Raw genomic sequence first — 13,163 nt, 5'->3', positions numbered from 1 at the left:
TCATGGATTTTACGGAGGCTATTTGTCGGTGCGGCGCACAATATCGATGGTGCCCACACGTTCAGCTACCTCATAGGGGTGCCCGTACCGGTCGGCGGCGTACTGCGCCGCATTGGTCGGGGGCTTACCGCCCCAGGCGGTACCGGCGCGGTCAATCACCACATAGTCGGGGGCCGGTTCGCCGTGATGCCCAATCCAGTAGACAGTGCGTCCGGGAATCAGCTCGGTAATAATCGACAGGTCGGTGGCCACGCTCGCACCGATGGGCACCGCATCAACGGCACGGCGCTTGTTCACCTCGGTACTGGTTTGATCGGTGGTGGTGAACACCGGGTCGGTCAGCTGCGCCAGCGGCTGGGTGGGCTGGGCGGTAAGAATCGGTGCGACAGTGAACACCAGAGCCAGAAGAGGCACCAGCCACAGCGGGGTTTTGAGGATAATTGCCTGCGTGGCGTTTCGGTATGGTTTCGCCCAGTCGCTCCCCGCCGTGTTCTGCTGCTCAGGCTTCTGGTAGGCGGTGTTCTGATCCGCAGCGGCTTTATCGTGTGCTGAGGCGGCAACCCGGCGACGGTGCTCGTGCACCCGCACCAGCACGTCCAGTAGCGCCATGAACACGATCGGCATGAGTACCAGCGAGTAGTGCCAGGTGCTCAGCCAGTACGACGAGTTACTTGAAAGCATCCGCCAGGCGATGGTGGGCAGCGCCACGGCCGCCAGGGGGCTGACCACCCACAGGAAGGCGCCCACCATGAGCAGAAGCCAGAGGCTTTGGGCTTTTTCATCGGGGGTGAACAGCAGTTGAAGCGCGTTCAGCGGGTTCTTGAGGGCACCGAAAAGGTCCACTTTGTCGGCGTAGTCGAACTGGTGGTTGACGTTAAAAATCGGCAGTATCAGGTTCATTGAGGTGTACGACCAGAAAAGGCCCCACACCATCAGCAAGGTGGCTTCGGCTGCCCCACGCGATTTTGTCCACCCGGAAAAAACCTCACGCAGGCGCGGCCAGAATGCGGGTACATCCTTGCTGGCGTGCGGGAACAGTGTGTTCGCCGCTTCACGCAGCCAGCCGGAGCGGATGAGCGCGATTGCACCGATCATGGCTGCGGTAACGCCCATATCTTCTTTAACGAACGCCAACGGGGCCGCCCACCAGCAGGCGTGTGTAATATGTGATGCGCGCTGCGGGTTCTGCTGCGTGCCAGCAAGTACCAGGTGTCCCAGCGAGAGGCTTAGGAACGGCAGGGCGAACGCCACCTCGTGAAACTGGGCGGCGACCGCCTGCTGCACCCCGTAGCTCAGCCCGAATGCTGCGGCTAGGAGCACTCCCACAACGTGCCCGTTGAGCCCGCCAAGCGCGCGCTGAGCAAACCGCACCGTCAGGTACACGCTAAGGGCCACCATACCGTTCTGCACCACCAGCAGGGTCATGGGTGAGGGGAAGAAGGCGTACACCGGCCCCAGGAGCATGAGGATGGGGTGAAAATGGTCACCCCACAGGTTAAAGTCGGGGCCTTTAATGGGCACGATCGGCATTTCAAACCGCGAGTACGCCTGGGCCATTTGGGTAAAAATCGCTAAATCCCAGGAGGGGGTGATCCAGTGCAGCAGCTGCTGTGAGGAGTAGTAGTTGTACAGCATGAAAATGCACACCGCAAGCAGCCCCGCCAGCAGGATACCCTGTTTTTCACGCAGGCGCGTACCGATGTTTTTTCTTGGTTCTGTCTCGGCGGAGTGTGTGGGCGCGCCGGTTTCGGGCGCAGTATTTTCGGTGGTGGTGTCGGGTGCTTTACCAGTATTGGATTGAGTGTTCGGCGTATCCTCTGTACCGGATGCCCCTGCGGCCATGTTGTTCCCCTGTCAGCCTGTTTGTCTACGGTGCCCTGTAGTGGCGTATTGATAAGGATGCACCCGCACCGTGCACGGGGCATCCGCATCATGAATATCTACCTCATAAGGGTATCTTATCCCCCGGTGTAACAGCTGATACGGTGGTGCACATTTCCTATGGTCAGCACCACGGTGACAAGCTCAGGCGGCGGTATGTGGGGCACGAGGCTGCGGTAGCATGTGTGTATGCCCCCGAATCTTCCGACACCGCCCATGGCGCTACCAGAGGTTGAGCTGGCGCCGCTACCCACTCGCACCAGCGCAATCACACAGGAGGCGACGATCGGGGTGCAGGCGGTGATCCGCCCGCAGGTTCCGGTGCATATGGGCCAGACACTGGGGGTATTGCAGCGGGGTGCCGCAGATGCCGCATATCGGATAACCGCCCGGGAGCCGGGGGCCGAAATGGTGTGGGTTACCGCCCGCACCCCGCAGCTGATGCTCCCGGTCACCCTACGTTTTTCTCGGGCGGCAGATGACACCCCCGAGCCCGCCCTGCCGGCCCTTCACCGCCTGCTGATGCGTCCCATCCTAGTGCGGGCGTGGGCGCGGCTATCGCCCGAAATGTTTCTTGAAGAGCCGCAGGCGCGGGCCGATGTGGAGGCGCTGGTGCGAAGCTGCCCAGCGTGGCTGGGTTTGGGTGATTCTTGGGAGTCGTTTACCGCTTCGGCAGGGTACGCGAGCCTGCCGCGCAGCTTACGCAGGGCGCATCGGGAACATCCGGGGCTGCGGCTTAGCGCCTCGGACCAGCTGGACCGTCACGTTTTTGCAGCCATTATTGAGCAGCGCGTCACCCTGAAGGAGGCGTTCCAGACGCAGCGTGACGTGCTCATGCGTTACGGGGAACCCGCCGTGGAGTCGGGGTACCGTGATCAGCCTGCGAGGATGCGTGTGCACCCAACGGCCCGCACACTTGGAGCGATCCCGGATTGGGGGTGGCACCGGGTGGGGGTTGATGCGGCGCGTTATAACGCGGTGCGCGCCTACGCCCGCGCCGCCGATTCTCTGCACCGTCTTGCCGCTGCGGGCCCGGTGGCTCATTTTGCCTCCGCCTTGGGGTCGCTGCACGGGGTGGGCCCGTGGACCGTAACCCAGGTGCTTCAGATTCAGGTGGGCCACCCGGATGCGGTGAGCGTAGGCGACTACCATTTGGCGCACCATGTGGGGTATGCCCTGCGTGGGAAGCGGGGTGATGATGCTGATATGCTCAGGCTTTTAGCCCCGTACGCGGGGCACCGCCAGCGGGTGGTGCGGCTGATTCTGGCTGCGGGCGCTACCGAGCCGAGACACGGCCCGCGCACGCCGGTGCGGGATTACCGCGACCTATAAGACCGTATACGTACCGGGTTCGGCGGGGTTCCTCAGGGCGGAGGTGCACGTATAGGGCCGGCACCTGTACGGTACCGGCCCCTGCATCATATGCGCACGTTTGCGCTAAGCTTAGGATTCTGCCTTTTCTGCGGCGGCTACCTCTGCGTGAACCTTATCCATGTCGAGCTCTCGGATGGATGAGATCACCTGCTCGAACTGTGACTCGTTGAGCGCACCCGGCTGTGAGTATACGAGGATGCCCTCACGGAACCCCATAATAGTGGGGATGGAGGTAATACCAGCGTCCTGCGCGAGCTGACCCTGGTCTTCGGTGTCTACCTTACCGAAGGTAATGTCGCTGTATTTCTCGGAGGCAGCCTCGTAGACAGGCGAGAACTGCTTGCAAGGACCGCACCAGTCAGCCCAGAAGTCGAGGAAGACGATGTCGTTCTCCTGGACGGTGGGCAGGAGGTTCTGCTGGGTAATTTCGATAGTTGCCATGCAGATAACGCTACACCTTACGGGCGCTTAGCGCGAATATTTCACTCACAGACTAAAGAATGTGTTGGTTTCATGTCGTATTGTCGTCATATTTTATGCGGTTAACAACATGAAAACGGGTTTGGGGGTGCTGAACGCAACCCGCACCATGCTTATTGGCGGTATCGCCCTGCTGTTTCGGGCAGGTAGTGAACGGGTACAAAATAACCCGGCTACCGCAGTAACCGGGTTATTTGTGGCAGATGAGGGATTCGAACCCCCGTAGGCTGTGCCAGCTGATTTACAGTCAGCCCCCTTTGGCCGCTCGGGTAATCTGCCAAGCTAACCATCATATTTATGATTGTTAGACGTTCGTCAGGCGAACAGATAAAAGTCTACAGCATGTATAGCAACTGTGTGAAATCAGCACCCTTATTTGTGAGGAACGCTACTTTTTCTATTCGCCGTCTTGTTCAAGCAGCAGCGTGATTTCGAGGTGCTCAAGGTACCGCTGAGCCTGTTCGACGGTGCACATCCCGCCCCGAATCTCCCGCAGCAGATCGCGGCGGACGCCGTTGAACCGAGCCACAATGTTCGGGTCAGTGAGCGTCACCCCAATGCCCTCAAATGGGGAGAAGTCCTCATCGGTTTCCTGCTCGTCACCAGCTTCAACAGCCGTTGTGGCCTCGACCTTCTCGGCATCGGGAATATCGGCCGGGTCAAGGTCAAGAGAACTATAAATGTCCAAGAAAAGCAGGGTTTCCAGGTCATTTGGATTGTTATGAGTAATATCGTGTGTGTAGTAGTTAGTCGTCATATCTCCATTTTGAGCGGCCAATGTTGGAACAAGCTGAGAAATATTCGAGCGAACCTGATAGTTCGCTGTGAACGGCGCCTCAGAGCGGGTAGGCTAGATGTGTACCAGGTGCGCGCTGGCGCGCCGCAACCCGTTACCAACCGAAAGGAACAGAAAACCAATGGCAAGCGAGTCTTCATTCGACATCGTCTCAAAGGTTGATAAGCAGGAGGTTGCTAACGCCCTGCACCAGGCGCAGAAAGAGGTCTCACAGCGCTACGATTTTCGCAATGTGGGCGCCGAGATCGACTTTTCGGGCGAGAAAATCCTGATTAAAGCCAATACCGAGGAGCGGGCACTGGCAGTTCTAGACGTCTTCCAGTCGAAGCTCGTCAAGCGCGGCATCTCGCTCAAGTCTTTGGACGATGGCAAGCCTTATGCTTCGGGTAAGGAGACCCGCATTGAGTGCGCCATTAAGGAAGGTATTGCCCAGGATCAGGCGAAGAAGATTTCCAAGCTCATCCGCGACGAAGGCCCCAAGGGTGTTAAAGCAACGATTCAGGGGGACGAACTGCGCGTTTCGTCCAAATCACGTGATGATCTGCAGGATGTTATTGCGATGCTCAAAGCGGCAGACCTTGAGGTGGATCTGCAGTTCGTAAACTACCGCTAAGACACGCACACACAACATACACACGGCGGGGTGGGTACCGGAACATTTCGGTACCCACCCCGCCGCGTATACTGCCCTAAACCTGAGCCAGTTGGTCACTCCAACCGGGCACTGGGGCGGCAGGTCTAGTTGTACTGCCCGTTATCGCGCGCCATCTGCTGCAAACGAGCGATACGCTGATCCATCGGCGGGTGGGTTGAGAAGAACTTCCCAATATTTAGGTTGCCGAAGGGGTTGGCGATCATCATGGAGGAGGTGGTGGCGGTACGCGGGTTATCGGGATCCATAGGGTACAGCGACACCCCGGATTCAAGCTTATTGAGCGCCGAGGCGAGCGCCAGCGGGTCGTTGGTGAGCGCGGCGCCGTCTTCATCAGCGTCATACTCGCGGGTGCGGCTAATAGCCATTTGAATAACGGCGGAGGCCAGCGGCGCGAGCACAGCGATCGCAAGAGCCCCGAGCGGGTTACCGCGTTCGTGACGGTTACCGCCGCCAAACATAGCCCCGAAACTTACCACGTTAGCGATGGTGCCGATAATAGTAGAAATACCCGCGGCGATAGAGCTGGTGAGGATGTCCCGGTTATACACGTGCATCAGCTCATGTCCCAAAACCCCGCGCATCTCTCGCTCATCAAGCAGCTGCAGGATACCTTCGGTGCAGCATACGGCGGCGTTTTGCGGGTTACGGCCGGTAGCAAACGCATTAGGGGTTTGGGTGGGTGCCACGTACAGGCGGGGCATAGGCTGGTTCGCGCGGGAGGAGAGCTCTTCCACAATGTCGTAGAGTACAGGCACTTCCTCTCGACTGACCGGGTAGGCGTTCATGGAACGCAGGGCAAGTTTATCGGAGTTCCAGTAGGTGTAGGCTACCGAGCCGAGCCCAATGAGCCCAAAAAGCCAGATGAAGAGCATGCTGCGGGTGTACGCCGAGATAACCACGCCAATAAGCATAAGGAGCCCCACCATAGTCCCCATGAGCAGGGCGGTTTTGAGGCCGTTGTAGTGTTTGTGCATTTTTCCTTCCCCGTTTCAACTTCCCATGCTGGTGTGTGCAGCGGGGTGTTAGGGTGAACGTGTTTTTTCTTAGGATACGGGGTGCGCGGCTGGCGCGTGGGAGACTTCGCCCAGAGCGGGGTGTTTTGCATGCACACATCCACCGCTGTATGAGAGATAAATCACCGGTCATTGAACTACATACCCCTCTTAAGGCGCCATGACACGGTTTTTAGCGACAGCGCATTACGCATTTTCATCAATTTATTATGAAAAATTCAGATTACCAATTGTGAAATACTCAGATTAAATGTAGAGTGGTGGTCATGACCGAAACCGTAGCCACGAACGCGGCACCCAGAGCCGAGCGCGCACCCCGAGGATGCGCCCACACCGGCCCGCTCCCGGCAGACGCAGATACTACGCCGCAGCTTCTAGAGGAAGTCTGGTCGGCTAGCCTGCGCTCCAAAGGACGTAGGGTGACCAAGCAGCGCCTCGCTGTACTCCGCGCGGTTCAGTCACATCCGCACTCCAATGCGGAAGAAATTGTCACCGCTGTACGGCAGGAGCTCCCCTCCATTACCGTGCAATCGGTGTACGTCATCCTCACAGACCTCACTGACATAAACCTGCTGCGCAAGTTCGAACCGCCCGGGACCCCCGGACTGTACGAAACCCGCACAGGTGATAACCACCATCACGCTTTCTGCATTCGCTGCGGAAAAGTTCAGGACGTAGACTGCGCCATCGGCTCAGCACCTTGCCTAACACCCAGCGACTTCCACGGCATGGCGCTCATTAGCGCAGATGTGCTCTACCAGGGCATCTGCGCCGACTGCCAAACCGAAGAAGAAACACGCCTCGCTGCGGCACAGAAACAAGCAGCAGAGAGCATCAGCCGCTAAAGGTGCCGTGGCGGCCCACCCGCTCAGTCCTCACACGGCTGCAGCGGCACACCGGCAGCACCTTCTAAAGCGCCGATACCCACCGGCTCATGCGGCACTGCATCACCAAACAGCACACGGTTGCGTGCACCACACCGCGCGATACGTCAGAGTTAGGGAAGAGACATGACGAATAACCCCATTCACCCCGGATCTTTTACGACCACAAGCACCGGCACGCCGGTGGCTTCAGACGACCATTCCCTCACCATTGGGGCTGATGGTCCCATCGTTCTGCACGATGCTTATGCCGTTGAAAAGCTCGCCCAGTTCAACCGTGAACGTGTGCCCGAGCGAGTGGTGCACGCAAAGGGAACCGGCGCATACGGCTACTTTGAAACCACCGAAGACGTTTCGCAGTACACCCGTGCGGCACTCTTTCAGCCGGGCGTTAAAACCGAGCTGCTGATTCGTTTCTCGACCGTGGCGGGCGAGTCCGGCTCCCCCGATACGTGGCGTGACCCCCGCGGTTTCGCGGTGAAATTCTACACCACCGAAGGCAACTACGACCTGGTAGGCAACAACACCCCTATCTTCTTCATTCGTGATGCCATCAAGTTCCCCGACTTTATCCACTCGCAGAAACGTATGCCCGGTTCGGGTCTGCGCGATCACGATATGCAGTGGGATTTCTGGAGCCTGAACCCCGCAACGGCGCACCAGGTCACCTGGCTGATGGGCGACCGCGGCCTGCCCCGCACCCTGCGCCACATGGACGGCTTCGGCTCTCACACCTACCAGTGGATTAACGCCGAAGGCGAACGCTTCTGGGTCAAGTACCACTTCAAGACCGAGCAGGGCAACGAGTTCTTCACCCAGGCTCAGGCCGACGAAATGGCGGGCAAGGATGCTGACTTCCACCGCCGCGACCTGCGCGAGGCTATTGAGCGTGGCGACTACCCCGCCTGGACGCTCTATGTGCAGATTATGCCCTATGAAGACGCGAAGACCTACCGCATTAACCCCTTCGATCTGACGAAGGTGTGGCCGCACTCGGATTACCCGCTGATCAAGGTGGGCCGCATGGTGCTGGATCGCAACCCGCAGAATTTCTTCGCCGAAATTGAGCAGGCGGCCTTCTCCCCCTCGAATTTTGTGCCCGGTATCGCGGCTTCGCCCGATAAGATGCTGCTCGGTCGTATCTTCTCCTACCCGGATGCGCACCGCTACCGCATCGGCACTAACTTCGCGCAGCTGCCGGTGAACGCACCCCACGCAGCGCCGGTGAACAACTATTCACATGATGGCTCGATGCGCTATAACTTTAACGACCCGTCCGTTCCGACTTACGCACCGAATAGTCTGGGCGGTCCGCATGCGGATGCGGCACGCGCTGGCGAAGGTAACTGGGAGTCTGATGGCTCCCTGGTGCGCACTGCTTACACCCTGCGGGCTGAAGATGATGACTTCAGCCAGGCACGCACCCTGTACGAGGTGACCATGGATGATGCTCAGCGTGAGCGTCTGGTCAGCAATATCGCTGGCCATGTGGGCGCCGTTCGCTCCGATGAGATTCGTGAGCGTGCTTTCACGTACTGGGAGAACGTGCACCCTGAACTCGGTTCTCGCGTACGCGAGGCCGTGGCGGCCGCCGCTGCGCCTAGTTCGTGCGGCGCGGCAGCGTAACCTCCTGTAGGTTACGTGTGGCCGTAGCTCGGGGCCGGTGACTTTCTGTGAGGTGGGGTCACCGGCCCTGAGCCTTTTAAACCAGCGAAACCTACATATGAAAAAGTTCTGAACTTTTCATGAAAAGATTCTGTTGTTCTGCTACGGTTGGTATATGACGACGAAGAACCACATCCACTCTCTGATGTCTTATCAGGAAGTTACCTCCTCTGACTTGAGCCGTAATTCCAAAGCTGCATTTATGTTGGCGTCGCAGCATCCGGTTCGTGTCGTGCGTCGTGATGGGGAGAATTATGTACTCATGACGGAGCAAGAAGAGCATAAACGGCACATACTTTCCGAGTACGCCGCGCAAATTCTTGCTGCCACTACCCGTTCTGCGGGGTCGCTGGAAGATAATTTGGTTGATGTTTTTCCGTGGATATATTTTCTTGCCGCTGAAGACAAGGCCCAGTGCGCCCAAGACATCGTTAATAGCGCACGAGACGCGCTAACCGGCGGGTCTATCGATTTCTTCCTGACTGAAATTGAGAGCTGGAAAGAAAGCGCCTACGCGCGCAAACATGGCTTGTTCCAGGACCCCATTGACTGGCTTACTGAGCCTATCCGGGTGGAGCGCCCCTAATGGCTAAGAAATCCAGAGTCCCACGGCCTACAAAGAAATATGAGTATGAGCTCTTTTTCGGGACTCATGATGCCTCCAAAAAATGGCGTGACCTCGTTGCCACCCTACGAAACCCTATGGTTGATGCGTGGGATTTTCTCACTCAAACGCCACTGAAACATACTCAACGAAGCTACCCTTTGAAAGGTAAGGAAGCCACTATTGTGCATCAAGGTGCTGCTCACACCTTATGGCAATATAAGCCAACCTTGGGCGGCAGCGCCAGAATATGGTATTACGTTGAAGACCAATCGGTCTATATAGTCGCGGTACACACGCACCATCCCAACGAAACCAAATAGGAGTAAAGATTCGTGCCCGCCACCGGATAGTTCGGTGGCGGGCACGTCCAGTATGAGTATGTGCAGAGGCTATACGTGCGGCTATATGTTTACCGCTGCCTCGCTCATTGCCTCTTTCTGCATGTTCTCCTGTTCCTGGGTGATGTCCAGGAGCTCACGGATCTGCTTCAGGCTCAGCGTGGTGCTGGGGTTAAACAGGTTGATCTGCACGCTCTTCGCGCCGTCCGAGATGGCGAACTTGAGCACCTCCAGGGCGTGGGCTGCGCGCACCGTAATCTTCGGGTCGATTGCGGCCACCTCAATGGGCGAGGTGAACACCAGCATACTCTTTGGTTTGCCGTTCTCGTCCGGGGCGTAGAAGGGCCGGCTCATCGGGTCGTTCGGGTCAACGGCCACCAGAAGCATTGAGTTCGGGGCCACCAGGGAGCCGAGAAGCTGCTGCATATTATCGTTCATCAGCGCCATCTTCGCCCCGTCGTTACGGGGAGCGCCCACAACCCACTCCACCTGGGCGCGCTCAATGTAGCACTCGTGGTCGCTGCCGGGGTCGATCACGATCAGGTCCAGGTCCTCATTGCTGAGGAAGTCCATGAGGATCTTCATTGCGGGCTCACGCAGGATCAGCTCATCGCCTTCACGGGATTTATCGTAGCCGGGGCTGCCCAGAATGTACTCCGAGGATGAGAAGACGCTCAGCGCCTGAGTATTCTGGTCGTGGCGGATCACCTGGTAGCGCAGCTGGGATTCGGGGCCGATTTCAAGCTGCCCCTGGGGCACAACGGTGGAGCCGGTAGCATCGACCAGCACGTCCCCGCCCACAAGGGTTCGCACCACGTTAATGAGGGTCTCTTCGCGAACATCATTCTTGAAAACGTCAAGGGCGTGCACAAGGTAACTGTTTGGCACCTCGTGCTCTTCTTTGCCTTCCCGCGTGAACTCTTCAAGGTCTTTGCGGTCGGCGCGGCCACCCAGACGCTCATAGGCCCATTCGGGCACGAACTTGCGGGCGCGCGGGAATTGGCGCAGGTGCTCACGCACATCTACCGCCGTCAGCCCGCCTTCACCCTTCCAGCTTTCGGGCTCAATATCGCGTTTGTAGGATGCCCCAACGCTGAACTGCGGGTTGGGCCAGTTCATGGCGGCAACCACGATTGAGGCGGTGAAGAAAGTACCGCGCACATCGTCGTAGGCTGCCTGCTGCAGCTTACGGATCTCCTCAATGACGGGAGAGTCTTCCTTAAGAGGCCCGATCGTTCCGATGAACTCTTGGTCGTCACGGAACTCGCGCACACGCACGAACGTCTGTTCGGCGAGCGGTTTAATGTCCAGAATCAGCTCGTTCCAGCCGGGTTCTGCACGCACCACATCAAGCAGCCAGCTGCCGATGTTGTTCAGGGCCTCCTGCACTCTGACTGCTCGGCGTGCAGGTTGAGTTGATTGAATCTGTAGCATACGTTCGTTTTCTTTGTTCCTCTTAGGCGGTGGTGAGTTAGTGCCGAGTGTATGAGTTGAGCGCGGCGTCCTATCTCCACCCATTTTAGCGAAAATAACAACCGGATATGCGACGATTTCGCTCTCAAGGTGCACAGATGCGGGTAAAAACGCTGGGTTATCAAGAATATTTCTAAATTCACGAAGCGAAATAACGGTTTTGAGGTGCTTATTTAGTGCGAAAGGTTGCTAACCTTAAGTACATGACAAATTCTCTGCAGGAACTGATCGACGCGTCAATCTTTATCTCGACCGAGTACCAGGCTCGTGTGGCCGAACTGGTGGGAGCGGCGCAATGGGATGTTGATTTTACGGCTCAGTCGTTAAGTTTTGAGACCACTCCCCCGGTCTCACTTCGACCTTACCTGCTGGGTACCGAATCTGAAAACCGGGGAACCTGGGTGTGGTCGTGGCAGCAGTTGGGGTATTTCCCGGACGCTGTGGTCTCTGCTGCGGTGCAGGCACGAGAAGCTGGCGAGAAAAAGTCCCTGACAGAGCTAAGCACCGACGAAATTCCGCTTTCTGATTCGCTGGCGCGGCGCCTGACTCTAGCGTCAAAGACTGTGACCGGCCTCTACGCGCACTACCCCCTACCCGCTGGTGCCGGGGTGCGCGCCTGGACCCTGCTTGACGGGGATGAGCTGGTGCTGCCGGAGCCAACCATGAAACGTGTGGGCCGCGTTATCGCTCAAACCCTGCAGGGTGAGAATATTGTTAATCAGGTTCTTGCAGTTGATTCATACGCGAAACAGCGCGGTTTCCACATCGCTTGGGATACCGAGGCAACCGCTGTACTGACCCTCACCGACGGGGCATTGCGCCTATGGTTTGATGAGGGCCGCATGAGCGGCATTGAAGAAGCCAAACCCCAGGTGGGCCCGGAGGTGCTGGCGAAATGTTTGTCCCAGGCGGCTGAGCATCGCGCTGCGCTGGCACAAGCACGCGAAAGCCTTGAGAAAGTGGCTGCCGCCGAGGCCCAGCAGCAAAACGCTGAACGTGAGCAGCAGGCCGCGCAGAAGGCTGCTGCCCGTGCTGAGGCTGAACGGGCCGAACAGCAGGAGCGGGCCGAAGCTGAACGCGCGGCAGAACGCGCCAAGGTAGAACGTGAACAGGCTGAACGCGCAGAACGCGAGAAGATGGCAGCCCAGAAAGCCGAACGTGAAGCGGCTCAGAAAGCCAAGGCTGAGCGGGAGAAAGCTGAGCGTGAACAGGCCAAGGCTGAGCGTGAGAAGGTTACGGGCGTCTCGACCACCGAGCACCTGTACCCGGATACCGAGGCACCCTTCGATCAGGACCCGCGCGAAGATTCCGAGCACGGCACCGTGACCACCTCCACCCTACCCGCAGGGGCGTACCGCGATGGGGAGGCCGAGGACGCTTACGAGGCTGAAACTGTGGATCTTCAGGTGCACGAAGACGAGGTTCACACCGGCGTCACCGAGGTTGTTGAGGTGCAAGAGGAGCATACCGAAATCAGCATTGATGAAGAGCTGATCCACGTACCGGAGGAAGAGCTGGAGCACCCCGAGCAGGAGCCGGAGGAGCTGCCCGAGCCTCTAGAACCTGAACACGTCGAGCCGGAGCATCACGAACCGGAGCACCCCGAGCAGGTACAGCAGGAGCACAAAACCGACGAAGAGGGCAAGAAAAAGGGCTTCTTCTCGCGGTTCTTCGGGCTCTAAATCCCGTAACCGCCGGTTATTGCGGCGCGGAAACAATACACGGTACGCCGCCTTGCACACCCGCAAGGCGGCGTACTTTTTTTGCTGCGAACCCGCTGGCGTCTATCCCCCTGCCACCTTGACGCCGCCAGCGGACCCGCAGTTTACGGCCCAGCGGCTGCCGCATATCTGGGGAGGGGCGCTCACGATACAGAGCCACGCCGCATAATATGCTCACAGCAGGCGTGGTACGGGTACCCGGCGATAGGTATAGTGGAAAACGTGTCCCGCGGGCCGCATCATGCTTCACCGCAGGGCTGTAACCGCACAACCACC

The 13,163-nt window shown here is 58.3% G+C and carries 13 protein-coding genes and 1 tRNA gene; 8 read left to right on the top strand and 6 right to left on the bottom strand.

Annotated features, from left to right (window positions below; translation table 11 throughout):
* Positions 1–18 precede the first annotated feature (18 nt).
* Complete coding sequence (locus tag D8M41_RS00500; protein WP_126926219.1) at positions 19–1,842, bottom strand: DUF2079 domain-containing protein; 1,824 nt, start codon at positions 1,840–1,842, stop codon at positions 19–21.
* Positions 1,843–2,070: 228 nt separating this feature from the next.
* Here D8M41_RS00500 and D8M41_RS00495 point away from each other — a divergent pair, with 228 nt between their 5' ends.
* Positions 2,071–3,213: a DNA-3-methyladenine glycosylase family protein gene (locus D8M41_RS00495; protein WP_238693447.1), complete on the top strand. Its 1,143-nt coding sequence runs from the start codon at positions 2,071–2,073 to the stop codon at positions 3,211–3,213.
* Positions 3,214–3,324: 111 nt separating this feature from the next.
* Here the strand turns inward: D8M41_RS00495 and D8M41_RS00490 are convergent, their stop codons facing one another.
* Entirely contained in the window at positions 3,325–3,696 is a 372-nt protein-coding gene (locus D8M41_RS00490) for a thioredoxin family protein (protein ID WP_006887715.1), read from the bottom strand.
* Positions 3,697–3,805: 109 nt separating this feature from the next.
* Between D8M41_RS00490 and D8M41_RS11555 the strand changes: the two genes are divergently transcribed.
* Positions 3,806–3,961 (top strand): hypothetical protein, encoded by a 156-nt coding sequence (locus D8M41_RS11555; RefSeq protein WP_153269369.1) that lies wholly within the window; start codon positions 3,806–3,808, stop codon positions 3,959–3,961.
* Here the strand turns inward: D8M41_RS11555 and D8M41_RS00485 are convergent.
* Both D8M41_RS00485 and D8M41_RS00480 read right to left on the bottom strand, forming a co-directional pair.
* Positions 3,933–4,014: transfer RNA gene (locus D8M41_RS00485), tRNA-Tyr, on the bottom strand. The genes D8M41_RS11555 and D8M41_RS00485 overlap by 29 nt on opposite strands.
* A 118-nt stretch (positions 4,015–4,132) precedes the next feature.
* Positions 4,133–4,492, bottom strand: a complete 360-nt coding sequence (locus D8M41_RS00480; protein WP_126926218.1) for a hypothetical protein — start codon at positions 4,490–4,492, stop codon at positions 4,133–4,135.
* A gap of 160 nt (positions 4,493–4,652) precedes the next feature.
* Here D8M41_RS00480 and D8M41_RS00475 point away from each other — a divergent pair, with 160 nt between their 5' ends.
* Positions 4,653–5,144, top strand: coding sequence for a YajQ family cyclic di-GMP-binding protein (locus D8M41_RS00475; protein ID WP_023133155.1), 492 nt, complete (start codon positions 4,653–4,655; stop codon positions 5,142–5,144).
* Positions 5,145–5,269: 125 nt separating this feature from the next.
* On the opposite strand, the gene htpX is transcribed toward D8M41_RS00475, so the two are convergent.
* Positions 5,270–6,160, bottom strand: a complete 891-nt coding sequence (htpX, locus tag D8M41_RS00470; RefSeq protein WP_006887724.1) for a zinc metalloprotease HtpX — start codon at positions 6,158–6,160, stop codon at positions 5,270–5,272.
* A 305-nt stretch (positions 6,161–6,465) separates the two neighbouring features.
* Between htpX and D8M41_RS00465 the strand changes: the two genes are divergently transcribed.
* From D8M41_RS00465 to D8M41_RS00450, 4 genes are all read left to right on the top strand, one after another.
* Positions 6,466–7,044 carry a Fur family transcriptional regulator gene (locus D8M41_RS00465; RefSeq protein ID WP_039955001.1) on the top strand — a complete coding sequence of 193 codons (579 nt, stop codon included), beginning with the start codon at positions 6,466–6,468 and terminating at the stop codon, positions 7,042–7,044.
* A 165-nt stretch (positions 7,045–7,209) separates the two neighbouring features.
* Positions 7,210–8,709 carry a catalase gene (locus D8M41_RS00460; protein ID WP_094757512.1) on the top strand — a complete coding sequence of 500 codons (1,500 nt, stop codon included), beginning with the start codon at positions 7,210–7,212 and terminating at the stop codon, positions 8,707–8,709.
* 154 nt (positions 8,710–8,863) lie between these two features.
* Complete coding sequence (locus D8M41_RS00455; RefSeq protein ID WP_126854764.1) at positions 8,864–9,334, top strand: prevent-host-death protein; 471 nt, start codon at positions 8,864–8,866, stop codon at positions 9,332–9,334.
* On the top strand, positions 9,334–9,675 hold the full coding sequence (locus tag D8M41_RS00450; protein WP_126854763.1) for a hypothetical protein: 342 nt from the start codon (positions 9,334–9,336) through the stop codon (positions 9,673–9,675). Before D8M41_RS00455 ends, D8M41_RS00450 begins: the two co-directional genes overlap by 1 nt.
* Before the next feature lie 81 nt (positions 9,676–9,756).
* On the opposite strand, the gene D8M41_RS00445 is transcribed toward D8M41_RS00450, so the two are convergent.
* Positions 9,757–11,127: an SseB family protein gene (locus tag D8M41_RS00445; RefSeq protein ID WP_023133151.1), complete on the bottom strand. Its 1,371-nt coding sequence runs from the start codon at positions 11,125–11,127 to the stop codon at positions 9,757–9,759.
* Positions 11,128–11,369: 242 nt separating this feature from the next.
* Here D8M41_RS00445 and D8M41_RS11550 point away from each other — a divergent pair, with 242 nt between their 5' ends.
* Positions 11,370–12,848, top strand: a complete 1,479-nt coding sequence (locus tag D8M41_RS11550; protein WP_153269368.1) for a DUF6882 domain-containing protein — start codon at positions 11,370–11,372, stop codon at positions 12,846–12,848.
* Positions 12,849–13,163 lie beyond the last annotated feature (315 nt).

Source organism: Rothia sp. HSID18069 (assembly GCF_003989155.1).
GTDB classification, from domain to species: Bacteria; Actinomycetota; Actinomycetes; order Actinomycetales; family Micrococcaceae; genus Rothia; species Rothia aeria.
This window is presented reverse-complemented; position numbering and strand designations above follow the sequence as displayed.

Bases quoted from the DNA above. Each gene is read 5' to 3' on its own strand.
- D8M41_RS00455 (WP_126854764.1), top strand. From the start codon at position 8,864: ATGACGACGAAGAACCACATCCACTCTCTGATGTCTTATCAGGAAGTT.
- D8M41_RS11550 (WP_153269368.1), top strand. From the start codon at position 11,370: ATGACAAATTCTCTGCAGGAACTGATCGACGCGTCAATCTTTATCTCG.
- D8M41_RS11555 (WP_153269369.1), top strand. From the start codon at position 3,806: ATGAAAACGGGTTTGGGGGTGCTGAACGCAACCCGCACCATGCTTATT.
- D8M41_RS00465 (WP_039955001.1), top strand. From the start codon at position 6,466: ATGACCGAAACCGTAGCCACGAACGCGGCACCCAGAGCCGAGCGCGCA.
- htpX (WP_006887724.1), bottom strand. From the start codon at position 6,160: ATGCACAAACACTACAACGGCCTCAAAACCGCCCTGCTCATGGGGACT.
- D8M41_RS00500 (WP_126926219.1), bottom strand. From the start codon at position 1,842: ATGGCCGCAGGGGCATCCGGTACAGAGGATACGCCGAACACTCAATCC.
- D8M41_RS00490 (WP_006887715.1), bottom strand. From the start codon at position 3,696: ATGGCAACTATCGAAATTACCCAGCAGAACCTCCTGCCCACCGTCCAG.
- D8M41_RS00460 (WP_094757512.1), top strand. From the start codon at position 7,210: ATGACGAATAACCCCATTCACCCCGGATCTTTTACGACCACAAGCACC.
- D8M41_RS00495 (WP_238693447.1), top strand. From the start codon at position 2,071: ATGCCCCCGAATCTTCCGACACCGCCCATGGCGCTACCAGAGGTTGAG.
- D8M41_RS00450 (WP_126854763.1), top strand. From the start codon at position 9,334: ATGGCTAAGAAATCCAGAGTCCCACGGCCTACAAAGAAATATGAGTAT.
- D8M41_RS00475 (WP_023133155.1), top strand. From the start codon at position 4,653: ATGGCAAGCGAGTCTTCATTCGACATCGTCTCAAAGGTTGATAAGCAG.
- D8M41_RS00445 (WP_023133151.1), bottom strand. From the start codon at position 11,127: ATGCTACAGATTCAATCAACTCAACCTGCACGCCGAGCAGTCAGAGTG.
- D8M41_RS00480 (WP_126926218.1), bottom strand. From the start codon at position 4,492: ATGACGACTAACTACTACACACACGATATTACTCATAACAATCCAAAT.